The sequence below is a fragment of the Stutzerimonas stutzeri genome (assembly GCF_002890915.1).
Classification (GTDB): Bacteria; Pseudomonadota; Gammaproteobacteria; order Pseudomonadales; family Pseudomonadaceae; genus Stutzerimonas; species Stutzerimonas stutzeri_AF.
In genome coordinates this window covers 70565-95736 of record NZ_POUT01000003.1, presented here as the reverse complement: position 1 = coordinate 95736, position 25172 = coordinate 70565, and the positions used below count along the sequence as shown (strand labels likewise).

Genomic DNA, 25172 nt, shown 5'->3' with positions numbered 1-25172 from the left:
ATTATCATCCGCTTGTTCGAGGCAGAAAAAAAGGCGGCCAATTGGCCGCCTTTATTCATCGACGAAATGCCCCGGGATCAACGCACCCCGGCATTGCGCAGCGCCGCAGGCGTGAAGTCCCGCGCCGAGGCGCGATAGCCGTACTCGTGGGGCTTCTCCTCGTTGCTCATGCCGATGGCGATGTAGCGGCCGGAGATGATGTCGTACAGCGCCTCGAAGGCATATGCCGGCACCTTGTGCTGGTAGTACTGCAGCAGGTGGGCTTCACCTACGCGCCACAGCTGGCCACGGCCGTCGTACAGCTCCGACTGGACGATGGTCCAGCTGTCCTCGTCGACGAAGAAGCGCCGCTTGGCGTAGATGTTGCGCTCGCCGCTCTTGAGCGTGGCTTCGATCTCCCAGACACGGTGCAGCTCGTAGCGCGCCAGATCCTGGTTGGCGTGGCCGGCCTTGATGATGTCGTCGTACTTGAGGTCGCTGGAGGCGATATCGAAGCTGTTATAGGGCACGTACAGCTCCTTCTTGCCCACCAGCTTCCAGTCGTAGCGATCCGGCGCGCCGCTGAACATGTCGAAGTTGTCGGTGGTCCGCATACCATCCGAAGCGGTACCCGGACCGTCGTAGGCCACCTGTGGAGCACGACGCACGCGACGCTGGCCGGCATTGTAGATCCACGCCTGGCGCGGGTCCTTCACCTGGTCCAGCGAGTCGTGCACCAGCAGCACGTTGCCCGCCAGACGCGACGGCGCGGTTACCCGCTGCTTGAAGAACAGCAGGGCATTCTTGGCGCGCTCCGGATCCAGATCGGTCATTCCCGACGGGAAGGCGACCTCATCCTCGAAGTGGACCATGGTGTAGCTGCCATTGGTCTGCGGCGTCGCCTGGACGATGTTGCGGCGCACGTTGCCACCGCGATAGCGGGTGATGTGGTTCCATACCACTTCCAGGCCGTTCTGCGGAATCGGGAACGCGTAGTAGCGGCTCTCGGTGAAGTTGGCCAGACCGTTGCCGCCCTCGACGAGCTCGGTGTTCAGGGCGCTGGTCTTGGCAGCTGCGTAGATCTCGTCCGGAACGGCGACACTACGGTGGGTCGGGAATACCCGGATCTTGTAGGTATCCGGATAGCGCTTGAACATGGCCAGCTGGCCGGCGGTCAGCTTGTCCTTGTACTGCTCGGCGTTCTGCGCGGTGATGACGAACTTGGGCTGCTCATCCTTGAACGGGTTGGTCAGATGGCCGCTCTTGAGCGGCGCGGCGTCGGTCTTCAAGCCGCCGGTCCACTCGGGAATGGTGCCGTCTGCGTTACCGGCCTTCTCCGCACCCAGCGGCGTGAGGGACGTTCCGAGTTTGGCCGCTTCTTCGGGGGAAACCGCGGCCATCACACTGCTGGCGAGCAGGGAGAAGGCCAAGACACTCAATAGCTTTCCTGTTTTTTTCATACGATTCCAGTTCCTCTTGATCTTGTTATAGGCCGGAGGCCCATGCCTGTCGCTGATGTCCGGCCGATCATCCTCATCGGCCGGACACTCGGCTGGTCTCCTTAGAAGTTCACGCCCACGCTGAACGCGAGGAAGTCGCGGTCAACCAGCGTGTTGTAGTCGCCGCCGAAGAAATCGGTGTAGGACAGGCTGGCGGTGTACATATTCTGGTACTCGGCATCCAGACCAATGCTGACCGCCTTGGAGCCTTCGTTGAACAGACCGTTGGGGCCGTAGCCGTCGACGTCGTGGGAGAAGGACAGGTTGGGCTTGAGGTTGATGCCGGCGAAGACGTTGTCGTAGTCCGCGATGCCACGCAGGCGGTAGCCCCAGGAGTTGGCGGTGACGAAACCGTGGCGGCCGTAGCGGGCCAAAGCGGCTGGATCATCCGGGGTGCCGTAGATAGGATCACGCCCATAGCGCAGTTCGCTGGTGCTCTCGAGACCGCCGACATGCGTGTAGCCGACCTCGCCCACCACGGTCACCCTACCAGCGCCCAGTACTTGATCGAAGAAGTGAGTGAATGTGGTCTGCAACTGGGTGATTTCCTTGCGGTTGTAGCCGCGATTTTCTGCACCGAAAGTACTTTCAATGGGAGAGGTTCCCGGCGCAAGGGGATTAAGCAAAGCCCGAGTAAGGTCTTGAGTATTCAGCTGAACCGGTGCATTGGGTCGATAGCTGATCTCACCAGACCACGCGGTGCCAGTGGGCAATGTCGTAGAGAAGCTAAGGCCGTAAAGCTGGATATCTTCGGGGTACTCAAGGTAATAGCGGCCGTTGCCAAGCATGACGCTCTGCGCCAAACCAGAGCCAGCACCAGGCACGAGCCCATTAGCTGTACCGATAATGCCAGGCAGCTGCGCTGCGGTAGCCAAGCCAGCAGATCGCGTACTGACGTTTGGCGTCCGACTGTGGTAATTCATGAAATACGCACCATACTCGGTGGCATCACCCAACCAGCGCAATGCAAGACCGAACTGCCCCGAATCACGTGCATCCCGGTCGCCAGCTCGCGGCAAAACCACACCCTCAGGAGTGACTTCGAACCCCTGCCCGAACGCAGCAGCGACGGGTTGAAGAGGAGCGATTGCCGGGCTGCCCACGTGGTAGTTGGCATCACAACCATCCTGAACGACATCTACAGCGAAGAAAGTACCGCAATTATCGGCAACGGTCTGATCCCACTCGAGTTGATAGAACGCCTCCATGCTCAACCGGTCGGTCAGGCTCTGCGAGATGTAGAACATATTGACCGGAATCAGCCCCTCTTTGATCTCAGCACCCGGCCGGCGGAATGCTGCAGCGTCCAAGGGATTGATGGAGTTTATGCTGTTACCGATAAAGGTACTTTCGCCCCAGCTCACTACCTGCTTCCCAAGACGGACGGTCCCGGGCAGATCACCAACGGAATAATTGTGATAGACGAACGCGTCCAGAATTTGCGCGCCGGATGATTGAGCGGCTTCTTTCCGGTTGCTGTCGCTGATGTCCTTGAAAAGACGACTCTCATCCTTCAGCTCGAAGTCATACCAATACTTGCCGCGAACGAAGGCACCGCTATCGCGATAACGAAGCTCGAGATCGTGCACACCCTTGAAAATCTTGGAGAAGGTCTCGCCCTTCTTGAAGTTCAGACGACCATCGTCGCCGGTCTGGGTAAAGCCGGTACCGCCGTTGTTGATGCCGACCAGATCCCTGTCCCTGTCCGCCATGGACCAGCTGGCACCGATGGACATCGCCGAGTCGAATTGCCCTTCGATCTCGCCGATATTGAAGCTCACGGCGTAAGCCGGGGCGGCAGTGCCCAGCGCTACGGCGAGAGCTAGGGACTTCGGCTGGAAGATTCCTTGCCTTGTTGTTTTTGTCATGAGGCGCTCCTGATTGGTTCGAAGTGCGTAAACCCTACCCAGACGTAGAAGGAGGGTTAAGCGCACTAAGGTTTGATTTAGCTTGTAATCCTTTAGTATGAATAGCCTTTCCAGCATTGGCTTTCAGCGTGATTTCGTCTGGCCATGCCGTTCAGGGCTCACCTGAGATTAGCCTTGATTCCGCGCACCGCAAAGCCCGTCGCAGAGCCTTTGCGCCGGCGAAATGGGAGAAATGTCGGCCAGTTAGCCTAAAGTGCTATTCATGGCGGAGATACGGCGCCCGAAACAGGGCGAATGACCCGGCGCCGGCAGGGCGAGAGGCAGGAGCCGCGCCATCCGAACGGAGATGGCGCGAACAGGCTAGCGGCCAGCGAGCGTTACTTCGGGTGCCAGTTGGGGCGAAACGAAACACCGCAGTGAAGCGTCAGGGTGCGACGCCAAGGGGGCAATGCAAATCGAAGACCTGCCATAGGCTTGAAGCTTGAAAAGCATCGCCCCGAGGGCGGGCCTCCCACAAAAACAGCACAGCCCTCACCGACCTCCTGTGGGCGCGCCCTCGCGGCGATGCAGGCCGAAGGGCTGCCTGGAGCCTGGAGCCTGAAGCCTGAAGCCTGAAGCCTGAAGCCTGAAGCCTGAAGCCTGAAGAGCATCGCCTCGAGGGCAGGCCTCCTGCAAAGGCGGCATCAGCCGAATCACATACCTTTTACCGCATAGATGCCCGGCGCATTACGCCAGTAGCCCTTGTAGTCCATGCCATAGCCGAAGATGTAGCGATCGATGCAACTGAGCCCGACGTAGTCGGCCTTCAGGTCAGGACGCGCCTTGCGCTGGTGATCCTTGTCGATCAACACGGCGGTGTGCACCGCCGAAGCGCCGGCGTGACGGCAGAAATCGATGATCGCCCCCAGCGTGTGCCCTTCGTCCAGGATGTCATCGATGATCAGCACGTCGCGGTCGATGAAGGAGATTTCCGGCTTGGCCTTCCAGAACAGCTCGCCACCACTGGTCTCGTTGCGGTAACGGGTCGCATGCAGGTAGGACAGCTCCAGCGGGAAGTTCAGCTTGGGCAGCAACTTGCCGGAAAAGATCAAGCCGCCGTTCATCACGCAGAACACTACCGGGTTGCGTTCGGCCAGTTCGCCGTTGATCTGCTGCGCGACCGCGGCGATAGCCGATTCGACCTGCGCCTCGGTGTAAAGGCAGTCCGCTTCTGCCATGACTTGACGGATGTGTGCGAGATCGACGGACATGGTGCGATTCCCCAGTGGTAGACAAGATTGATAGGAACGCCAGCAAACCCGGCGGGCCGCCAGGCCGATCCACGCTGCAGTCGATAGCCTACGCAACGCAAAACCTGGCCGAACGGACCACTTTTCAGCCGCCCGCGAAAGGGCGGGGAAGATACTCACCCTGCATTCGGGCGGCAAGTCCATGGGATGAATGACGGGCGAATAGCCGCTGACCCGGTGATGCTTTAATCTAAGCCGGTTTATTCGCCCGCCGGAGCCCCCCCATGCCCATTCGAGAGATCCGCCACCCGCTGATCCGCCACAAACTCGGCCTGATGCGCCGTGCCGACATCAGCACCAAGAACTTCCGCGAACTGGCTCAGGAAGTCGGCTCGATCCTCACCTACGAAGCGACCTCGGACCTGCCGCTGGAACATTACAGCATCGATGGCTGGTGCGGCCCGGTCCAGGTCGAGAAAATCTCCGGCAAGAAGATCACCGTGGTGCCGATCCTGCGTGCCGGGATCGGCATGCTCGACGGCGTGCTCAGCCTGATTCCCGGTGCCAAGGTCAGCGCGGTGGGGATCGCGCGCAACGAAGAAACCCTGCAGGCCCAGACCTACCTGGAAAAGCTGGTCCCGGAAATCGAGCAACGCCTGGCGATCATCATCGACCCGATGCTGGCCACCGGCGGCTCGATGGTGGCCACCATCGACATGCTGAAGAAGGCCGGCTGCAAGGAAATCCGCGCCCTGGTCCTGGTCGCCGCACCGGAAGGCATCGCCAAGGTGGAACAGGCGCACCCGGACGTCGTCATCTACACCGCCTCCATCGATCAGCGCCTGGACCAGAACGGCTACATCGTGCCGGGCCTCGGCGATGCCGGCGACAAGATCTTCGGCACCAAGCAGAAGGACATCTGAGCATGTCGCACATGGAGGAATCCGTCGGCCGCCAGATCCTGGCCGGCGCGCAGATGCTGTTCGTGGCCTTCGGCGCGCTGGTGCTGATGCCGCTGATCACCGGGATGGACCCCAATGTGGCGCTGTTCACCGCCGGGCTCGGCACCCTGCTGTTCCAGCTGGTGACCCGCCGCCAGGTTCCGGTGTTCCTCGCCTCCAGCTTCGCCTTCATCGCCCCGATCATTGCCGCCAAGGGCGAGTTCGGTCTGCCGGCGGTGATGGGTGGCGTGGTGGCGGCCGGCCTGGTGTATGTCCTGCTGGGGTTTGCCGTGCGCCTGAAGGGGGCGGGCTTCATCGATCGCCTGCTGCCGCCGGTAGTCATCGCCCCGGTGATCATCTCCATCGGCCTGGCGCTGTCCCCGGTGGCGGTGAACATGGCCATGGGCAAGGCCGGTGACGGCAGCGCCCAGCTGATTCCCTACGAGACGGCCATGCTGATCTCCATGCCCGCCCTGGTGACCACGCTGCTGGTGGCGGTGCTGGGCAAGGGCCTGTTCCGCCTGGTGCCGATCCTGGCCGGCGTCGCGGTCGGCTACGGGCTGGCGCTCGCGTTCGGCGTGGTCGATACCAGCGGTATCGCCGCGGCGCCCTGGCTGGCCATGCCCAACTTCATCGCCCCCGAGTTCCACCTCGGTGCCATCCTGTTCATGGTTCCGGTGGCGCTGGCGCCGGCCATCGAGCACATCGGCGGCGTGGTGGCCATCGGCAGCGTGACGGGCAACAACTACGTCAAGAAGCCCGGCCTGCACCGCACCCTGCTCGGTGACGGTGTCGCCACCTCCGCCGCCGGCCTGTTCGGCGGCCCGCCGAACACCACCTACGCCGAAGTCACCGGCGCCGTCATGCTGACCAAGAATTACAACCCGAAGATCATGACCTGGGCGGCGGTGTTCGCCATCGCCCTGGCGTTCATCGGCAAGTTCGGCGCCGGACTGCTGAGCATTCCGGTACCGGTGATGGGCGGGATTCTCTGCCTGCTGTTCGGTTCGATCGCGGTGGTCGGCCTGAGCACGCTGATCCGCCACCAGGTCGACCTGTCCGAGGCGCGCAACCTGATCATCGTCTCGGTGACCCTGGTGTTCGGCATCGGCGGCATGGCCATCGGCTATGGCGAGTTCACCCTTTCCGGCATCTCGCTATGCGCGATCATCGCCCTGCTGCTCAACCTGCTGCTGCCCGGCGGCGATGGCTGGCGCAACAAGCAGTTGAACGACAGCGTTTGAGCCGGCGCGGCGCCGGTGCTCGCCGAGCGGGCCGTAGCTCGCCATCGGTTTTCACATCGTCGATACAGGCCGTTGGGCATTCATGCGCAAATCATGTCGTGAGGCTCGCTACACTGCGCCGATGAACGAAATCCCCCATCTGCAGCTGCACGCCCCCACCGTGAGCTGCTCCAGCTGCGCGGCCTGCTGCTGTCGCCTCGAAGTGCTGCTGTTCGGCGACACCGGCGTGCCGGAGCGCTTCATCGAGGTCGATGCCTGGGGCGGCGAAGTCATGCGGCGGCTGGAGGATGGCTGGTGCGCGGCGCTCGATCGCGACAGCATGCGCTGCACCATCTATGCGAACCGGCCATTGATCTGCCGGGAATTCGAGCTGGGCTCGGCGGATTGCCTGCAAGAGCGCCGGGGAAGCGCTTCGGCCTACCGCTAGGGCACTGCAGGGCCGAACGGCATGCCCTGCAGCGTCAACGAGGGCTGCTTCAGAACGCCATGCGATAGTGCAGCGAGTAGGTCTCGATGCCATCGTTCGGCTGCTTCAGGCCGGCGTTGGAGTAGTGGATCGCCCGCACACCCACTTCGTGGCCGCCGGCGAAGCGCAGGCCGGCGCCGAGGCGGTCCTCGAACTGGAACGACGAGCCGAGCTTGTTGCCTTCGACCTCGGTGTTTTCGAACGCAGCGATACCGATGCCCGCCTCGAGGTACGGCTTGACCGACTGCCCGGCGAATTCGTAGACGAATACCGGCGTCAGCGAGAGGCTGTGGTTACTGCTGCTGTCGTCACCCTCCCAGTAGGTGTAGCCGGCATCCCAGTAACCGGTCAGGCGCCCCGTGCCGGTCTGGAACCAACTGGTGCCGAAGTCGAACTGGGCGCCCAATCGATAGGTCATGGTCGACTCGCTGGTGTGACCGATAGCGGCGGTGAAATCCACCGCTTGGGCGGCCGCTATCTGCCCCATGGACAGCGCCGCCACAGCGGCCAAGGAGAACAGTTTTTTCATGGAAACTTCCTTATAAAAACACTTCGTTCGTTTTGGTTTTTTATTGCCCGCAACGTCTGAGAAAACCAGGCGAACCGGGAGTTCCTAGCCCGCGAAGAACTCGACTGCTGCATTTTCACCCCAAAGTATAGGCAGCACCCGCGCCATTCGCTGCGGATCACCGCTGCAGTAGAAGCGCTGTTGCGCCTCTGTCGCGACGAGAAGATGGCGTTCAGCCATCACTTCATGCAAGTGTCGCGCGACCGCCGCCCCCGTATCAATCAGGCGAACGTCGGCCGGCAGCAGTTCGGTCAGCAGCGGCCTGATGAAGGGATAATGCGTGCAGCCCAGGATCAAGGTGTCGCAGCCCTGCGCCAGCAACGGCTCGACCCAGCCGGCGAGCATCGCGCGCGTCTGCGCACTGCACAGGTCGCCGGCCTCGATGCGCTCGACCAGCCCGGGACAGGGCTGGGTGATGACGCGGACGTCCGTGGCGAAGCGATCGAGCAACGCGGCGAAGCGGGCACTCTTCAGCGTGCCGGTGGTGGCGAGCACGCCGACCACTCCACTGCGGGTCGCCAGGGCGGCCGGCTTGACCGCCGGCTCCATGCCGATGATCGGCAGGCGCGGGTACAGCTCGCGCAACTCGTTGATGCCGGCGGCGGTGGCCGTGTTGCAGGCCAACACCAGTGCCTTCGCCCCCTGTTCGAGGAGAAAGGCCGCAATGACGCGGCAGCGTTCGCGAATGTACTCGGGGCTTTTCTCGCCATAGGGCACATGGGCGCTGTCGGCCAGATAGAGCAACGACTCCTGCGGCAGGCGCTGGCGGATCGCACGCAGCACCGAGAGCCCGCCGACACCGGAATCGAACACCCCGATCGGGGCTGGGCATCTATCCATCGGCGCGCCCGCAGACGGCGCAGGCGGGATCGCGCTTGACCCGCAGCTCACGGAAACGGCTGGAGAACGCATCGACCAGCAGCAGCCGGCCCACCAGCGGCTCGCCGAAGCCGGCCAGCAATTTCAGCGCTTCCAGCGCCTGCAGGCTGCCGACCAGCCCCACCAGCGGGCCGATCACCCCGGCCTCGCTGCAGGTCAGCTCGGCCTCGCTGCCGTGGCCGTAGAGGCAGTGGTAGCAGGGACTGGCCGCATCACGCGGATCGAACACCGACAACTGCCCCTCGAGACGGATCGCCGCACCGCTGACCAGCGGCTTCTGCGCCTTCACGCAGGCGGCGTTGACCGCTTCGCGGATGGCGAAATTGTCCGTGCAGTCGAGCACCAGGTCGACGCCGGCGACTGCCGCATCGAGGGAGTCCGCGTCCAGCCCACTGCGGTACGGCACCAGCCGCACGAGCGGATTCAGCGCCTCCAGGCGCGCCATGGCCGAGTCGACCTTGTGCAGGCCCAGCGAGCGGCTGTCGTGGGCGATCTGCCGCTGCAGGTTGGTCAGGTCCAGCGTGTCGAAATCGGCCAGGTGCAGCTCGCCGACGCCGGCCGCCGCCAGGTAGAGCGCCACCGGCGAGCCGAGCCCGCCGAGCCCGACGATCAGCGCCCGGCTCTGCTTGAGCCGCAGCTGCCCGTCGACATCCACCTGTTTGAGCAGGATCTGCCGGCTGTAGCGCAGCAGTTCTTCGTCACTGAGCATGCAAGGACCTCGCGGAATGATTCATGGCAGGCGGCCCAGGCTGATGCGTTCGTGCCCGGCGAGATCGCGGCGGCTCTGCACCTCGCCGAAACCCGCCACCTCCAGCAGTTCGCGCACCGCGGCGGCCTGATCGTAGCCATGTTCGAGCAGCAGCCAGCCGCCGGGCTCCAGGTGAACGGGCGCCTGGGCGGCGATCAGGCGGATGTCGTCCAACCCGTCCGCGCCGGCCACCAGCGCACTGCGCGGCTCGAAGCGCACGTCGCCGCGCTGCAGGTGCGGGTCGGCCGCCGGAATATAGGGCGGGTTGCTGACGATCAGCCGGTAACGCTCGCCTTGCAGGGCGGAAAACCAGTGGCTGACCGTGAACCGCGCGTTGCCCAGGCCGAGGCGCTGCCGGTTGCGCTCGGCCAAGGCGACGGCCTCGTCCACCCGGTCGACGCCGGTCAGTTGCCAGCCCGGACGCTCCGCCGCCAGCGCCAGCGCGATCGCGCCGGTGCCGGTACCGAGGTCGAGCACCCGCACCGGTGTGGCCGGCAGCAGCGTCAACGCGGTTTCCACCAGCAGTTCGGTGTCCGGGCGCGGAATCAGCGTCTGCGGCGCGACGTCCAGCTCCAGGCTCCAGAAGCCCTGGCGACCAAGGATATAGGCCACCGGCTCGCCCGCGCGGCGGCGGCGCAGGCACTCTGCAAAGGCCTGGCGCAGCTCGGCGCTCGGCACCTGCTCCGGCCAGGTGCGCAGATAGCTGCGCGGCTTGCCGAGCACGTGGGCGAGCAGCAGTTCGGCATCCAGCCGCGGACTCGGCGAGTCGGGCAGGTCGACCGCTTGCAGCAGGGATTCGATGGTTTCCACGGCGCCTCCCTGGTAGGAGCCAACTTGCTGGCGATCAAGGTCGAGGTCGAATACAGCACGCATCGCGAGTACCTCCGCGACCACATGAAAAGCCGATCAATCGCCCAGCGCGGCCAACTGATCGGCCTGGTATTCCTGCAGCAGCGGCTCGATCACCTGCTCCATCGCCCCGCCAATCACTTCATTGAGCGAATACAAGGTCAGGTTGACGCGGTGATCGGTGACCCGCCCCTGCGGGAAGTTATAGGTACGGATACGCTCGGAGCGGTCGCCGGAACCGACCAGCAGCTTGCGTGTCTCGGAGATTTCCTTGTGCGCCGCGGCATCCTGGCGGTCCTGCAGCTTGGCCGCCAGCCAGGCCATGGCCTTGGCGCGGTTCTTGTGCTGCGAACGCTCCTCCTGGCACTCGACGACGATGCCGGTGGGCAGGTGGGTGATGCGGATCGCCGAATCGGTCTTGTTGACGTGCTGGCCACCAGCGCCGGAGGAACGATAAGTGTCGATGCGCAGCTCGGCCGGGTTGATCTCCACCGCCGCCTGCTCGTCCGGCTCCGGCAGCACCGCCACGGTGCAGGCGGAGGTGTGGATGCGCCCCTGGGATTCGGTTTCCGGTACGCGCTGCACGCGGTGCGCACCGGACTCGAACTTGAGCTTGGCGTAGACGTTGTCGCCTTCGACGCGCGAGATCACTTCCTTGAAGCCGCCGTGCTCGCCCTCGCTCTCGGAGAGGATCTCGACCCGCCAGCCCTGCTTCTCGGCATAGCGCGAATACATGCGGAACAGGTCGCCGGCGAAGATCGCCGCCTCGTCGCCGCCGGTGCCGGCGCGGATCTCGAGGAACACGTTGCGCCCGTCGTTGGGGTCCTTGGGCAGCAGCATACGCTGCAGGTTGCCTTCCAGCGTCTCCAGTTGCTCCTTGGCCTCGGCCACTTCCTGCTCGGCCATCTCGCGCAGATCGGGGTCGCTGTCCTTGAGCAGCGCCTGGGCGCCCTCGAGGTCCTGACGGACCTTGCGCAGCTGGCGATAAGTCCCGATCACCGGCTCGACCTCGGCGTATTCGCGCGAATAGGCGCGGAAACGGCTCTGGTCGCTGATCACCTCGGCATCGCCGAGCAGCGCGGTGAGTTCCTCGAAACGGTCCTGCAGGACGTCGAGCTTGTTCAGCAGCGAAGCTTTCATGGTTTTTCCGTGCCCTCGTGCAGGGCGAAGAGTTCCTGGGCCATGCTCAGCGCCTCGACGCGGCCCTCGGCGGAGAGCTTCTTCAACTGCACGCTGGGGGCATGCAGCAGCTTGTTGGTCAGCCCACGCGCCAGCTGCGCCAGCACCTCGTCGGCGTTGCCGCCGTTGGCCAGCAGGCGCTGGGCCTTGCCCAGCTCCTCGTCGCGAATCCGCTCGGCATGCTGGCGGTAGGCCTTGAGCACGTCCACCGCGGCCAGTTCGCGCAGGCGCTGCATGAAGTCGTCGGTGCCGGCGGCCACCAGCTCCTCGGCGGCCTGGGCCGCCCCCTGGCGGCTCTTGAGGTTCTCCGCGACCACTTCATGCAGGTCGTCGACGGAATACAGGTAGACGTCGTCCAGCTCGCCGACCTGCGGCTCGATATCGCGCGGCACGGCGATGTCGACCATGAACATCGGCTTGTGCTTGCGCCGCTTGAGTGCCTGTTCCACCGCGCCCTTGCCGAGGATCGGCAACTGGCTGGCAGTGGAGCTGATGACGATGTCGCTGTTGTGCAGTTCTTCGGGAATGTCGGCGAGCAGGATCGCCTGCGCACCGAACTCGGCGGCCAGGGCACTGGCACGTTCGAGGGTACGGTTGGCTACGACGATCTTCTTCACGCCCTGCTCGTGCAGGTGGCGGGCAACCAGGGTGATGGTCTCGCCGGCGCCGATCAGCAGCGCCTGGCTGCGCTGCAGATCGCTGAAGATCTGCCGCGCCAGGCTGACCGCGGCGAAGGCCACGGAAACCGGGTTCTCGCCGATCGCGGTATCGGTGCGCACGGTCTTGGCGGTGCTGAACGTCGCCTGGAACAGCCGCCCCAGCAGCGGACCGACGCTGCCGGCCTCGCGTGCCACGGCGTAGGCCGACTTCATCTGGCCGAGGATCTGCGGCTCGCCCAGCACCAGCGAATCGAGCCCCGAGGCGACCCGCATCATGTGGCGCACGGCCTGATCATCGACATGCACATAGGCGCACGCCTTCAGATCGTCGAGGCTGAGGCGATGGTAGTTGGCCAGCCAGGCCAGCACAGCGTCGGCTTCGACCTGGTCCTGCTGGAGATAGAGCTCGCTGCGGTTGCAGGTGGAGAGAATCGCCGCCTCGCGCGTGGGCGTGACGCGACACAGCTGCCGCAAGGCCTCGACCATCTGCTCGGGAGTGAAGGCCACGCGCTCGCGGACGTCCACCGAAGCGGTCTTGTGATTGATGCCAAGCGCGAGGAAAGCCATGCAGAATCGCTGAGTCGAAAACGGAGCGCGCAATTCTCCTACTTCGTCAGATGGAGAACAACCACCGCCCTCGATTGTCGGATGGATCGGACGTGCCGCCGCCACTCCCAGGGCCCGGTCCGCAGTGCCTGCCTGGCGCCCATGGGCTTGCCTGGCGGCTTGTGTCATCATGCCGCAACCGCATACCAGCCGTACATTTCCCTATGAAAAGACTCGTCGCCCTTGCCGCCCTGCTGTTTCTCGGTGGCTGCCAGACCTTCATGCAGAGCGCTCCGGACAGCGGCCCGCCGGTCGAGGACGCGACGCCGGAGAGCCCGCCTGCCGTGACGGAGCAAGGCTCGTTCAGCCGCGAGTCGCTCTACGCCCTGCTGGTGGCGGAACTGGCCGGCCAGCGCAACCGCTTCGACATCGCCCTGGGCAACTACGTCCAGCAGGCCCATGCGACCCAGGATGCCGGCGTCGCCGAGCGCGGCTTTCGCATCGCCGAATACCTCGGTGCCGATCAGGCGGCGCTGGATACGTCACTGATCTGGGCCCGCAATGCACCGGAGAACCTCGATGCCCAGCGCGCCGCGGCGGTGCAACTGGCACGCGCCGGCCGTTACGAACAATCGCTCGAGTTCATGGAAAAGGTCCTGCAGGGCCAGGGCGACACGCATTTCGACTTCCTCGCCCTGTCGGCCGCGGAAACCGACCCCGACACCCGCGCCGGCCTGCTGCAGAGCTTCGATCAACTCCTCGCCAAGCACCCGGACAACCCACAACTGACTTTCGGCAAGGCGGTGCTGCTGCAGCAGGACGGCCGCACCGAGGAAGCCCTGGCCCTGCTGCAGGCACAGCCGGCCCGCGAACGGCAGATTCCCTCCATCCTGCTCGAAGCCCGCCTGCTGCACAGCCTGCAACGCGGCGACGAGGCGCTGCCGCTGCTGGAAAAAAGCCTGCGCCAGCACCCGGAAGACAAGCGCCTGCGCCTGACCTATGCCCGCCTGCTGGTGGAACATGACCGCCTCGAAGACGCCATGGGCGAATTCGCCACCCTGGTGCAGCAGAACCCCACCGACGACGACCTGCGCTTTTCCATGGCGCTGGTCTGCCTGGAAGCCGAAGCCTGGCGCGAAGCCACCGTCTACCTGGAGGAGCTGATCGAACGCGGCAGCCATGTCGATGCCGCTTATTTCAACCTCGGCCGCGCCTACCAGGCCATGGGTGACACGGCCAAGGCGCTGGAGGCACTGGAGCAGGTCGGAGCGGGCAACGAATACCTGCCGGCCAAGCTGCTGCAGAGCCAGCTGCTGTATGCCAGCAAACGCGACCAGGAAGCCTCCGCGCTGCTCGCCCAGGCACGCCAACAGCAACCCGACTATGCCATCCAGCTGTATCTGATCGAGATCGAGGCGCTCTCCGAGCACAACCGCACCGAGCAGGCCTGGCAACTGGCCGAACAGGCGCTCGAGGAATTCCCGGACGACCTCAACCTGCTCTACACCCGCGCCATGCTCGCCGAGAAACGTGGCGACCTGGCGCAACTGGAAAGCGACCTGCGCTTCATCATCGAGCGCGAACCGGACAACGCCATGGCGCTCAATGCGCTGGGCTACACCCTCGCCGACCGCACCGACCGCCATGACGAAGCGCTGCAACTGATCGAACAGGCCTACCAGCTCAACCCGGAAGACCCGGCGATTCTCGACAGCCTCGGCTGGGTCAACTTCCGCCTGGGCAACCTCGCCGAGGCCGAGAGCCACTTGCGCAAGGCCCTGCAGCGCTTCCCGGACCACGAAGTGGCCGCGCACCTCGGCGAAGTGCTGTGGGCCCGCGGCGAACGCCGCGAGGCCCGCGCGGTCTGGTCAGAGGCATTGAAACAACAACCCGACAGCCAGGTTCTGCGCGACACGCTGAAGCGGCTGACCGGCTCGGAGAAGCCCTGATCCATGATCCTGAGAAACCTCCTCGTTCCCCTGCTCGCCCTGCTGCTGGCCGGTTGCGCCGGGCTCGGCCCGCGCGAATCGGTGGAAGGCACCGGCAACGCCGCCGCCTGGAAGGCACACAAGAGCCAGATCGCCAGCCTCGACGGTTGGCAGATCAGCGGCAAGATCGGCATCCGCGCGCCGCAGGATTCCGGCAGCGGCACCCTGTTCTGGCTGCAGCGCCAGGACTATTTCGACATCCGTCTCTCCGGCCCGCTGGGCCGCGGCGCCACCCGTCTCACCGGACGCCCGGACGCCGTATCGCTGGAAGTGGCCGGCCAGGGGCGTTTCGAAGCCACCTCGCCGGAAGCACTGGTGGAACAGCAGCTCGGCTGGCGGCTGCCGGTCTCGCACCTGCTCTGGTGGGTGCGCGGGCTGCCCGCACCGGACAGCCGCAGCCGCCTGAGCCTGGATGGCTCCAGCCGCCTGGCGCGGCTGGAACAGGATGGCTGGCAGGTCGACTACCTGGCCTACGCCGAGCACGACGGCTTCGCCCTGCCCGAGCGCATCCGCCTGCAAGGCCACGACCTGCAGATCACCCTGGTGGTCAAGGACTGGCAGCCACGCCAGCTGGGACACTGATGCAGACGCTGACCCTGCCGGCACCGGCCAAGCTCAACCTGATGCTGCACATCCTCGGCCGTCGTGCCGACGGCTATCACGAGCTGCAGACGCTGTTCCAGTTCCTCGACCATGGCGACGAGCTCAGCTTCAGCCTGCGCGACGACGGCCAGATCCGCCTGCACAGCGACCTACCGGGCGTCGACCACGACAGCAACCTGATCGTGCGTGCCGCGCGCCTGCTGCAGCGCGAAAGCGGTTGCGCGCTGGGCGCCGATATCCAGTTGCTCAAGCGCCTGCCCATGGGCGGCGGAATCGGCGGCGGCAGTTCCGACGCCGCCACCACCCTGCTCGGTCTCGACCGCCTGTGGCGGCTCGATCTCGGAGAAGATCGGCTGGCCGAACTGGGCCTCGGCCTCGGCGCCGACGTGCCGGTGTTCGTGCGCGGCCGCGCAGCCTTCGCCGAAGGGGTCGGCGAGCGCCTCCAGCCGGTCGAGCTGCCCGAACCCTGGTACCTCGTGATAGCGCCGCAAGTCTCTGTTAGTACAGCGGAAATATTTGCCGACCCGGAGTTGACACGTAATACCCCGGCCATTACAGTTCGCAGCCTTCTTGCTGGGGGCGGTCGTAACGATTGTCAGCCGGTGGTCGAAAAGCGCTACCCAGAAGTACGTAACGCTTTGAGCTTGTTGAACAAATTCGTTCCGGCAAGCATGACCGGCACTGGAGCTTGTGTGTTTGGGAGCTTCCCAAACGAAGGCGAGGCTGATAAAGTTCGCCGCCAACTTCCGGGCACTTTGCCAAGCTTCGTGGCCCAGGGCCGCAACGTTTCGATGTTGCACCGCCGCCTCGAAGAACTGGCGCAGGAAGTGAGTGCATAGCACACGGGTTGTACGATACAGGGGCGTCGCCAAGCGGTAAGGCACCAGGTTTTGATCCTGGCATGCGTTGGTTCGAATCCAGCCGCCCCTGCCATAACCTCCAAGGTTCGTACGATCGCAAGCGCACTCGAGTTGACCCTACAGGGGCGTCGCCAAGCGGTAAGGCACCAGGTTTTGATCCTGGCATGCGTTGGTTCGAATCCAGCCGCCCCTGCCATACACTTGAAGCTGTTCAAGAGCTCGCCTTTTGAACAGCTTTTTATTCATCGGACCCACCCTCAGGCAGGTACTGCGCGTGTCCAAGATGATGGTCTTCACGGGGAACGCCAACCCCGATCTGGCCCGGCGTGTCGTACGTCAGCTGCATATCCCCCTCGGTGATGCCTACGTCGGAAAGTTCTCCGACGGCGAAATCAGTGTCGAGATCAACGAAAACGTCCGCGGCAAGGACGTCTTTCTGATCCAGCCGACCTGCGCACCCACCAACGACAACCTGATGGAACTGGTGGTGATGGCCGATGCCTTCCGCCGCTCCTCGGCGACCCGCATCACCGCCGTCGTGCCCTACTTCGGCTACGCCCGCCAGGATCGCCGCCCGCGTTCGGCCCGCGTACCGATCAGCGCCAAGGTCGTGGCCGACATGCTCGACGTCGTCGGCGTCAACCGCGTCCTCACGGTCGACCTGCACGCCGACCAGATCCAGGGTTTCTTCGACATGCCGGTGGACAACATCTACGGCTCGCCGGTGCTGGTCGACGACATCCAGGCCCAGCGCTTCGAGAACCTGATGATCGTCTCCCCCGACATCGGCGGCGTGGTCCGCGCCCGTGCCGTGGCCAAGTCCCTCGGCGTCGACTTGGCGATCATCGACAAGCGCCGGCCGAAGGCCAACCAGTCCGAAGTGATGCACATCATCGGTGATATCGAAGGCCGTACCTGCATCCTCGTCGACGACATGGTCGACACCGCCGGCACCCTCTGCCACGCGGCCAAGGCCCTCAAGGACCATGGCGCGGCCAAGGTCTATGCCTACTGCACGCACCCGATCCTGTCCGGCCGTGCCATCGAGAACATCGAGGGCTCCGTGCTCGACGAGCTGGTGGTGACCAACACCATCCCGCTGTCGGCCGCCGCCCAGTCGTGCAGCCGAATTCGCCAGCTGGACATCGCGCCAGTGGTGGCTGAAGCGGTACGCCGCATCAGCAATGCTGAATCGATCAGCGCGATGTTCCGCTAAGCGAAAGCTTCGGAAATCGAACTGAACGTAATGTGCCCCGCCTCGCGCGGGGCTTTTTGCCCAACAGCCCGAGCGCTGGTCGCAAGCGCGACGGGTAATGTTGTTACTGGAGAAACGAAATGAGCAATTTCACCCTGAATGCCCAAGTGCGTTCCGACCTGGGGAAAGGTGCGAGCCGCCGCCTGCGTCGTAATGCCAGCCTGGTTCCCGCCGTCATCTACGGTGGCGACAAGGCCCCGCAGTCCATCAGCGTCCTGGCCAAGGACCTGGCCAAACTGCTGGAAAACGAAGCCTCCTTCAGCAGCGTGCTGACCCTGAACGTCGACGGCCAGAACGAATCCGTTCTGATCAAGGCGCTGCAGCGTCATCCGGCCAAGAGCTTCGTCCTGCACGCCGACTTCGTTCGCGTCGTTGCCGGCCAGAAAGTGGTCGCGCACGTTCCGCTGCACTTCATCAACCAGGAAAGCTCCGTGGGCGTGAAGCAGCAAGGCGGCGAAATCCTGCACAACATCAACGAAGTCGAAGTGTCCTGCCTGCCGCAAGACCTGCCGGAGTTCATCGAAGTCGATCTGGCCCAGGTCGAAGTCGGCCAGGTACTGCACATGACCGACCTCAAGCTGCCGAAGGGCGTCGAGCTGGTCTCCCTGGCCCACGGCAGTGACCTGCCGGTCGCCAATATCCATGCTCCGCGCGTGAGCAAGGAAGACGCTCCGAAAGAAGAAGGCGCTGCCGAGTAATCCACTCGCGCAGAGCTGAACAAGAGGCCCCCGTCGTGACTGCCGTAAAACTGATCGTCGGCCTGGGAAACCCGGGCCCGGAATACGACCAGACCCGGCATAACGCGGGGGCCTTGTTCGTTGAGCGGCTGTCGGCCCGCGAGGGCGTCCAGCTCGGCAACGATCGCAAGTACTTCGGCCTGGTCGGCAAGTTCCGCCACCAGGGCGAGGACGTCCGCCTGCTGATCCCCACCACCTACATGAACCGTAGCGGTCAGGCGGTGGCGGCACTGGCCGGATTCTTCCGCATTCCCCCCGAGGCCATCCTGGTCGCCCACGATGAACTCGACATGCCCCCGGGCGTCGCCAAGCTCAAGCAGGGCGGTGGGCACGGCGGGCACAACGGGTTGCGCGACATCATCGCGCGGCTCGGCAACCAGAACGGCTTCCATCGCCTGCGCCTGGGCATCGGCCATCCCGGCCACAGCAGCCTGGTGACCGGCTACGTGCTCGGTCGCCCGCCGCAGGCGGAGCGGGAAAAGCTGGAAGCCAGCATCGATTTCGCCCTCGAGGTTCTGCCGGAAATGCTTTCCGGCGACTGGACCCGGGCAATGCAGCGCCTGCACAGCCAGAAGGCCTGAACCTAACTCCGAGGCAAGCTCACCATGGGATTCAACTGCGGCATCGTCGGTCTGCCCAACGTCGGCAAATCCACCCTGTTCAACGCCCTGACCAAATCCGGCATCGCGGCGGAGAACTTCCCGTTCTGCACCATCGAGCCGAACAGCGGCATCGTGCCGATGCCCGATGCCCGCCTGGCGGCCCTGGCCGAGATCGTCAAGCCCGAGCGCGTGCTGCCGACCACCATGGAATTCGTCGACATCGCCGGCCTGGTCGCCGGCGCCTCCAAGGGTGAGGGCCTGGGCAACAAGTTCCTCGCCAACATCCGCGAGACCGACGCCATCGCCCACGTGGTGCGCTGCTTCGAGGACGAGAACGTCATCCATGTCGCCAACAGTGTCGACCCCAAGCGCGACATCGAGATCATCGACCTCGAGCTGATCATGGCCGACCTCGACAGCTGCGAGAAGCAGCTGCAGCGCGTCGCCCGCACCGCCAAGGGCGGCGACAAGGAAGCGGTGGCGCAGAAGGCGCTGCTGGAGAAGCTGATCCCGCACCTCACCGAAGGCAAGCCGGCGCGCAGCCTGCTGAAGAACTTCAGCGACGAGGAAAAGCGCCTGGCCCGTACCTTCCACCTGCTGACCACCAAGCCGGTGATGTACATCGCCAACGTCGCCGAGGACGGCTTCGAGAACAACCCGCACCTGGACGTGGTCAACGCCATCGCCGAGGAAGAAGGCGCCATCGTCGTGCCGGTGTGCAACAAGATCGAGGCCGAGATCGCCGAACTGGACGATCTGGAAGAGATGCAGATGTTCCTCGAGACCATGGGCATGGACGAGCCGGGGCTGAACCGCGTGATCCGCGCCGGCTACCAGCTGCTCAACCTGCAGACCTACTTCACTGCCGGGGTGAAGGAAGTCCGCGCCTGGACCGTACGCGTCGGCGCCACCGCGCCGCAGGCCGCCGCGGTGATCCACACCGACTTCGAGAAGGGCTTCATCCGCGCCGAAGTCATCGCCTACGACGACTTCATCGCCTACAAGGGCGAAGCCGGCGCCAAGGAAGCCGGCAAATGGCGCCTGGAAGGCAAGGACTACATCGTCAAAGACGGCGACGTGATGCACTTCCGCTTCAACGTCTGAGTCAGACAAAACCCCGCCCCGGCGGGGTTTTCTTCATTTACGCCCCCTTGAGAATCCTCTTCACAGAAAGACACTATCCAAGGCATCGCGGAAATGGGGTAATCCCACACTAAATAGGGTAATTCAGTCACCTATACCCTTTTCTGTAAAACGGTGCTGTGGGGGCAGAGCAGAGTCCGACCGAAAAAGAACGCGGGCAAATAAATCCGTGCCACCAAAGGCTCCGCAAAAACAGAGAATCGGCATCCAACCAAGCCGATCAAAGGATATGGAAGTGACAAGTATCGAGCAGAAGATCGAGCGTTTCATCAGCACGCTCGAAACCATGGGCGGTTCCGCCGGGAACCAGCGGCTGCGCGAGGCATTGGGGTGGCCAGAAACTACCTATGACGGCGTCAAGCAGCAGTTGCTTGCCGAGAGCCGGATCGTCACTGGCCGCGGACGCGGCGGCTCTGTCGCCATACTCGAATCCATCGAGGCAATGAAGGCAAGGATCATCAACTCTGTGGCGGTTCGTGAAGTATCCGCACCCTATGAGAACAAAGCAGTGAAAGAAGCTTCACCCAAAAACGCAGCTCCCGGGCAGCGCACCGGCGTCGTCAAGAAATCCGACCTCTACAGCTCCATCTGGGCCTCGTGCGACGAGCTGCGCGGCGGCATGGACGCCAGTCAGTACAAGGACTACGTGCTGTTCATGCTGTTCATCAAGTACATCAGCGACAAGTACGGCAACAGTGACGACTTCGCCCCGCCCGTGGTCATTCCGCCCGGCGCGTCGTTCCAGGACATGGTGGCACTCAAGGGCAACCCGGATATCGGCAATCTGATCAACACCCGGATCATTCAGAAGCTGATCGAGGCCAACACCAAGCTGGCCCGCAGTGACTTTCCCGACTTCAACGACCCCAACAAGCTCGGCGAAGGCGCGGCGATGGTCGAGCGTCTGGGCAACCTCATCGCCATCTTCGAAAAGCCCGAGCTGAACTTCGCCAACAACCGCGCCGACAACGACGACCTGCTCGGCGATGCCTACGAATACCTGATGCGTCACTTCGCCCAGGATTCCGGCAAGAGTAAGGGCCAGTTCTATACACCCTCCGAGGTCAGCAGCATCCTTGCGCAGGTGATCGGCATATCCCAGGCCAATACTCGCGGCTCTACCACCGCCTACGACCCGACATGCGGCTCGGGCTCGCTGCTGCTGAAGGTCGCCGCCGAGGCTGGGCGACATATCACCCTGGAGGGGCAGGAAAAGGATGTGACCACCGCCGGCCTGGCGCGGATGAACATGATCCTGCACGGTTTTCCCGACGCCACCATCCTTAGCGGCGACACCCTGGTGAACCCCAAATTCAAGGATGGCGAACAACTGCGCGCCTACGATTACGTGGTCGCCAACCCGCCGTTTTCCGACAAGCGGTGGGCCACCGGCCTCAACCCGGCCAACGACCCTTACCAACGCTTCGCCTGGGGCGAACCGCCTGCCAAGCAGGGCGACTACGCCTACCTGCTACACGTGATCCGCAGCATGAAGGCCACCACAGGCAAGGGCGCGGTCATCCTGCCGCACGGCGTGCTGTTCCGTGGCAACGCCGAGGCCCATATCCGCAGGCAACTGGTACGCTCCGGCATGCTCAAGGGCATCATCGGCCTGCCGACCAACCTGTTCTACGGCACCGGTATCCCCGCCTGCATACTGGTGCTGGACAAGGAGAACGCCAGCGCTCGCAAGGGCATCTTCATGCTCGACGCCAGCAAGGGCTTCATCAAGGACGGCCCCAAGAACCGCCTGCGCGAACAGGATATCCACCGCATCGTCGATACCTTCCGTCGGGGTGTGGATGTGCCGCGCTATGCGCGCATGGTGCCGTTGGATGAAATCGCCAGCGGGAGGAACGACTACAACCTCAACCTGCCGCGCTATATCGACAGCAGCGAGCCGGAAGACCTGCAGGATATCGATGCCCATCTCAACGGCGGCATCCCCGAGCGCGATCTCGACGCCTTCGCCGCCGATTGGCAGGAAATGCCCGCCCTGCGCCAGGCCCTGTTCGAGCCGCTGCGCCCCGGTTATGCACGGCTGCGCCAGCCGCTGAGCGAGGTACGCGCGATCATACTGGCCCACCCGCAGTTCCTGCATTTTCAGAGTAAAGTCGCAACCCTGTTCGGCAAATGGCAACAGGCCGTCATGCCGCTGCTCAGCAATATTCAGCCCGGCGACCAGCCCAAGGCATTGATCGCCCAGGTGTCCGAAACCCTGCTCGCCACCTTCCATGCCGCGCCGCTGCTCGATCCCTACGATGTCTACCAGCATCTGATGGACTACTGGGCCGAGACCATGCAGGACGACGCCTACCTGATCGCCGCCGACGGCTGGGTTGCCCAGCCTCGGCGCATCGTCGAAATCGACAAGAAGGGCAAAACCAAGGACAAGGGCTGGGTCTGCGACCTGCTGCCCAAACCCTTGATCGTCGCCCGCTACTTCGCCGCCGAACAGGCCGCGCTGGAGGCAACGCAGGCCGAGCAGGAAAGCCTCGTCAGCCAGCTCGCGGAGCTGGAGGAAGAGCACGGCGGCGAGGAAGGGCTGTTGTTCGAAGCCCAGGATGAAAAAGGCGCCTTGACCAAGGCGAGCGTCGGCCAACGCCTGAATGCCGCCGAGGAAGGCGGCGCCGATGTCGCCGAGCCCGGTGAAATCCCGCTGCTGCGCAGATGGCTGGAGCTAAAGGACAGCGAAGCCGCACTGAAACGAGCGCTCAAGGCGCTGGACGCCAAACTCGACCAGCAAGCCTACGACCACTACGCCCAGCTAAGCGAAGCCGAAGTCAAAACCCTGGTGGTCGAAGACAAATGGCTGGCCCATCTGCAAGCCGATGTGCAGCAGGAACTGCAGCGCATCTCGCAAACCCTGGCACAGCGTATTCGCGAACTGGCCGAACGCTACGACACCCCGCTGCCCAAGCTGGAAGATGAAGTAGCCGCCCTTAGCGCCAAGGTGGAAGCGCATCTGAAAAAGATGGGGGCGGTATGGAAGTAAGGCCGGGGTACAAGCAAACGGAAGTTGGGGTAATTCCGGAGGATTGGCAAGTATGCCGCCTCGGTGAATTAGGAAAACTGGAAATGGGAAAAGGGTTACTTAAAGGTGACATTTCATCTTTTGGTGATTTTCCTGCAATTCCATACACAAGCCTTTATACAGATTTATCAGAGGTTGTTGAGAGGGAGAATATAAAGTGGTTTGTGGATAAGAATAATGCGTCATATGTTGTGAATTCACCATGCGTGCTTCTTGCTAGCTCATCAAATGTATCGGCAAATACGGGGAAAGCCTGTGCCTTGGCGGATGGGTTTCCTGTCGCTGTTGGTAGAGAGGTTATTACACTTACCACGAAGCAAAACGTCATTTTCATTTCGTATCTGCTTGGGACGAATGCGTATAGAAAAAAAACACTCGACTCCGCAAAAGGCATTACCATTAAGCATGTGTATCCGACGACATTTGTCAATTACACAATTGCATTGCCACCAGCACCCGAACAGTCTGCCATCGCCACCGCCCTCAGCGACATGGACGCGTTGCTGGACGGACTGGATCGCCTGATCGCCAAAAAACGCGCCATCAAACAGGCCACCATGCAGCAACTCCTCACCGGCCAAACTCGTCTGCAGGGGTTCAGTGAGGAGTGGGAGGTGAAAACACTTGGTGATATTGTAGAGCGCTTTGTAGGTGGGGGAACGCCAAGCCGGGCAAACCCAGAGTACTGGGGGGATGAAATCCCTTGGGTGACTGTGAAGGATTTTGCAACTTTCAACCCGTTTCAGGCACAAGAGAGCATTACAAAGCTGGGGTTGCAAAATAGTGCGACTAATTTGATACCAGCAGGCACATTGATAACCTCGACTCGTATGGCGTTAGGCAAGACTGTGCTCTATCAAGTTGATGTAACGATTAATCAAGACTTGAAGGCATTGTTTCTAAAGCCAGAAGTGAATATTTATTTCTTGCTCCATTGGTTCGCCTATCATGGTGGGCGAATTGATGACATTGGTAGTGGAAGTACGGTCAAAGGGATATCGGTTAACGAATTGAAGCGCTTGGAAATAATAATTCCAAGGGAGGCTGAGCAAACCGCCATTGCCACCGTCCTCAGCGATATGGATACCGAAATCGTCGCCCTCGAAACCCGCCGCACCAAGACCCGTGCTCTTAAACAGGCCATGATGCAGGAACTGCTGACGGGCAGGACGCGGCTGGTCTGAATAGGTCGCGCGCCCTATGCTGCCCACGGATAACGCAGAAGATGGAACGCCAATGACCGACAACCCCAGCTCCCTGACTCCCGCTCCGCAGGGCTATGCCGACTGGCTGGCCGAGCTCAAAGGGCGCATCCACGGCGCGCAGCAACGGGCGGCGCTGGCGGTCAATCGGGAACTGGTGGGGCTGTACTGGCAGATCGGTCGCGACATACTGGCGCGGCAGGCCGAACAAGGATGGGGCGCAAAGGTGATCGAGCGGCTGGCCCATGACCTGCGCACCGCCTTTCCCGATATGAAGGGCTTCTCACCGCGTAATCTCAAGTACATGCGGGCCTTCGCCGAGGCCTGGCCGGACGCCGAAATTGTGCAACAGGCTGCTGCACAATTGCCCTGGGGCCACAACCTGGTGCTGCTGGAACGCCTGAAGGAGCCCGCGGAGCGCCTCGCTTATGCACAGGCCGCTTTCGAACATGGCTGGTCACGCAACATGCTGAACATCCATATCGAAACCCGTCTGCTGGAGCGCACGGGCAAGGCCGTTACCAACTTCGGCCAGCGTTTGCCCGCGCCACAGTCCGATCTAGCCATCGAGTCACTGAAAGATCCCTACCGCTTCGATTTTCTCGGCCTGAGCGAGCAGGCCCAGGAGCGCGAAATCGAGAAAGCCCTGGTGCAGCACGTCACCGATTTTCTGCTGGAGCTGGGCGCGGGCTTCGCCTTCGTCGGGCGGCAGGTGCTGCTGGACGTGGGCGGCGAGGAGTTCTTTATCGACCTGCTGTTCTATCACCTCAAGCTGCGTTGCTATGTGGTGATCGAACTGAAGGCGGGCAAGTTCAAGCCCGAGCATCTGGGTCAACTGGGCTTTTACCTGACGGCGGTGGATCGGCAGGTGAAACACGCGCAGGACAACCCGAGCATCGGCCTGCTGCTGTGCAAGAGCAAGAACAAGGTAGTGGCCGAGTACGCCCTGGGCGACAAGTCGCAGCCGATGGGCATTGCCGAATACAAGCTGGTGGAATCCCTGCCGCAAGAGCTGCAAACCAGCCTGCCGAGCATCGAGCAGATCGAGCGGGAACTGGCCAACACCCCGAATGAAAGCACCAAGGAATGATGCG

22 protein-coding genes and 2 tRNA genes are annotated in these 25172 nt (G+C 63.1%); 15 read left to right on the top strand and 9 right to left on the bottom strand.

The window, feature by feature from the left end; all coding sequences use genetic code 11:
• Positions 1-77: 77 nt before the first annotated feature.
• From CXK94_RS07550 to CXK94_RS07540, 3 genes are all read right to left on the bottom strand, one after another.
• Positions 78-1439: a DUF1329 domain-containing protein gene (locus CXK94_RS07550; protein WP_102893869.1), complete on the bottom strand. Its 1362-nt coding sequence runs from the start codon at positions 1437-1439 to the stop codon at positions 78-80.
• A gap of 101 nt (positions 1440-1540) precedes the next feature.
• Positions 1541-3346, bottom strand: coding sequence for a DUF1302 domain-containing protein (locus CXK94_RS07545; RefSeq protein ID WP_020308396.1), 1806 nt, complete (start codon positions 3344-3346; stop codon positions 1541-1543).
• A gap of 692 nt (positions 3347-4038) precedes the next feature.
• Positions 4039-4596: a hypoxanthine-guanine phosphoribosyltransferase gene (locus tag CXK94_RS07540; protein ID WP_102893868.1), complete on the bottom strand. Its 558-nt coding sequence runs from the start codon at positions 4594-4596 to the stop codon at positions 4039-4041.
• Positions 4597-4859: 263 nt separating this feature from the next.
• On the opposite strand from CXK94_RS07540, the gene upp reads away from it, so the two are divergent.
• The 3 genes from upp (at position 4860) to CXK94_RS07525 (ending at position 7187) form a co-directional block, all read left to right on the top strand.
• A complete protein-coding gene (gene upp / locus CXK94_RS07535; RefSeq protein WP_102893867.1) occupies positions 4860-5498 on the top strand; it encodes a uracil phosphoribosyltransferase in 639 nt (212 codons plus the stop codon).
• A 2-nt stretch (positions 5499-5500) separates the two neighbouring features.
• Positions 5501-6760 (top strand): uracil-xanthine permease family protein, encoded by a 1260-nt coding sequence (locus CXK94_RS07530; RefSeq protein ID WP_102893866.1) that lies wholly within the window; start codon positions 5501-5503, stop codon positions 6758-6760.
• 121 nt (positions 6761-6881) lie between these two features.
• Positions 6882-7187 (top strand): YkgJ family cysteine cluster protein, encoded by a 306-nt coding sequence (locus tag CXK94_RS07525; RefSeq protein WP_102893865.1) that lies wholly within the window; start codon positions 6882-6884, stop codon positions 7185-7187.
• Between the two features lie 49 nt (positions 7188-7236).
• Here the strand turns inward: CXK94_RS07525 and CXK94_RS07520 are convergent, their stop codons facing one another.
• The 6 genes from CXK94_RS07520 to hemA form a co-directional block, all read right to left on the bottom strand.
• Positions 7237-7755, bottom strand: a complete 519-nt coding sequence (locus CXK94_RS07520) for an acyloxyacyl hydrolase (protein WP_102893864.1) — start codon at positions 7753-7755, stop codon at positions 7237-7239.
• A gap of 84 nt (positions 7756-7839) precedes the next feature.
• Positions 7840-8634 carry a glutamate racemase gene (gene murI / locus CXK94_RS07515; protein ID WP_102893863.1) on the bottom strand — a complete coding sequence of 265 codons (795 nt, stop codon included), beginning with the start codon at positions 8632-8634 and terminating at the stop codon, positions 7840-7842.
• Positions 8627-9382 carry a molybdopterin-synthase adenylyltransferase MoeB gene (locus CXK94_RS07510; RefSeq protein WP_102893862.1) on the bottom strand — a complete coding sequence of 252 codons (756 nt, stop codon included), beginning with the start codon at positions 9380-9382 and terminating at the stop codon, positions 8627-8629. Before CXK94_RS07510 ends, murI begins: the two co-directional genes overlap by 8 nt.
• 21 nt (positions 9383-9403) lie before the next feature.
• Entirely contained in the window at positions 9404-10231 is an 828-nt protein-coding gene (prmC, locus tag CXK94_RS07505) for a peptide chain release factor N(5)-glutamine methyltransferase (RefSeq protein WP_102894064.1), read from the bottom strand.
• 96 nt (positions 10232-10327) lie between these two features.
• A complete protein-coding gene (gene prfA, locus CXK94_RS07500) occupies positions 10328-11410 on the bottom strand; it encodes a peptide chain release factor 1 (protein WP_102893861.1) in 1083 nt (360 codons plus the stop codon).
• A complete protein-coding gene (gene hemA, locus CXK94_RS07495; protein WP_102893860.1) occupies positions 11407-12675 on the bottom strand; it encodes a glutamyl-tRNA reductase in 1269 nt (422 codons plus the stop codon). The genes prfA and hemA overlap by 4 nt, the downstream gene beginning before the upstream one ends.
• A gap of 203 nt (positions 12676-12878) precedes the next feature.
• Here hemA and CXK94_RS07490 point away from each other — a divergent pair, with 203 nt between their 5' ends.
• From CXK94_RS07490 to CXK94_RS07435, 12 genes are all read left to right on the top strand, one after another.
• Positions 12879-14603: a tetratricopeptide repeat protein gene (locus tag CXK94_RS07490; RefSeq protein WP_102893859.1), complete on the top strand. Its 1725-nt coding sequence runs from the start codon at positions 12879-12881 to the stop codon at positions 14601-14603.
• A gap of 3 nt (positions 14604-14606) precedes the next feature.
• Positions 14607-15224: a lipoprotein insertase outer membrane protein LolB gene (gene lolB, locus CXK94_RS07485; protein WP_102893858.1), complete on the top strand. Its 618-nt coding sequence runs from the start codon at positions 14607-14609 to the stop codon at positions 15222-15224.
• Positions 15224-16084, top strand: a complete 861-nt coding sequence (gene ispE, locus CXK94_RS07480; protein ID WP_102893857.1) for a 4-(cytidine 5'-diphospho)-2-C-methyl-D-erythritol kinase — start codon at positions 15224-15226, stop codon at positions 16082-16084. Before lolB ends, ispE begins: the two co-directional genes overlap by 1 nt.
• Before the next feature lie 19 nt (positions 16085-16103).
• Positions 16104-16178, top strand: a tRNA-Gln gene (locus CXK94_RS07475).
• 48 nt (positions 16179-16226) lie between these two features.
• Positions 16227-16301, top strand: a tRNA-Gln gene (locus tag CXK94_RS07470).
• Between the two features lie 78 nt (positions 16302-16379).
• Positions 16380-17321 carry a ribose-phosphate pyrophosphokinase gene (locus CXK94_RS07465; protein ID WP_037041197.1) on the top strand — a complete coding sequence of 314 codons (942 nt, stop codon included), beginning with the start codon at positions 16380-16382 and terminating at the stop codon, positions 17319-17321.
• Between the two features lie 119 nt (positions 17322-17440).
• A complete protein-coding gene (locus CXK94_RS07460) occupies positions 17441-18058 on the top strand; it encodes a 50S ribosomal protein L25/general stress protein Ctc (RefSeq protein ID WP_037041131.1) in 618 nt (205 codons plus the stop codon).
• A 35-nt stretch (positions 18059-18093) separates the two neighbouring features.
• On the top strand, positions 18094-18678 hold the full coding sequence (pth, locus tag CXK94_RS07455; RefSeq protein WP_102893856.1) for an aminoacyl-tRNA hydrolase: 585 nt from the start codon (positions 18094-18096) through the stop codon (positions 18676-18678).
• A 24-nt stretch (positions 18679-18702) separates the two neighbouring features.
• Positions 18703-19803 (top strand): redox-regulated ATPase YchF, encoded by a 1101-nt coding sequence (ychF, locus tag CXK94_RS07450; RefSeq protein ID WP_102893855.1) that lies wholly within the window; start codon positions 18703-18705, stop codon positions 19801-19803.
• Between the two features lie 274 nt (positions 19804-20077).
• Complete coding sequence (locus CXK94_RS07445; protein ID WP_258005943.1) at positions 20078-22837, top strand: HsdM family class I SAM-dependent methyltransferase; 2760 nt, start codon at positions 20078-20080, stop codon at positions 22835-22837.
• Positions 22828-24060, top strand: a complete 1233-nt coding sequence (locus CXK94_RS07440; RefSeq protein WP_102893854.1) for a restriction endonuclease subunit S — start codon at positions 22828-22830, stop codon at positions 24058-24060. Before CXK94_RS07445 ends, CXK94_RS07440 begins: the two co-directional genes overlap by 10 nt.
• Positions 24061-24112: 52 nt before the next feature.
• Positions 24113-25168, top strand: coding sequence for a PDDEXK nuclease domain-containing protein (locus CXK94_RS07435; protein ID WP_102893853.1), 1056 nt, complete (start codon positions 24113-24115; stop codon positions 25166-25168).
• Positions 25169-25172 lie beyond the last annotated feature (4 nt).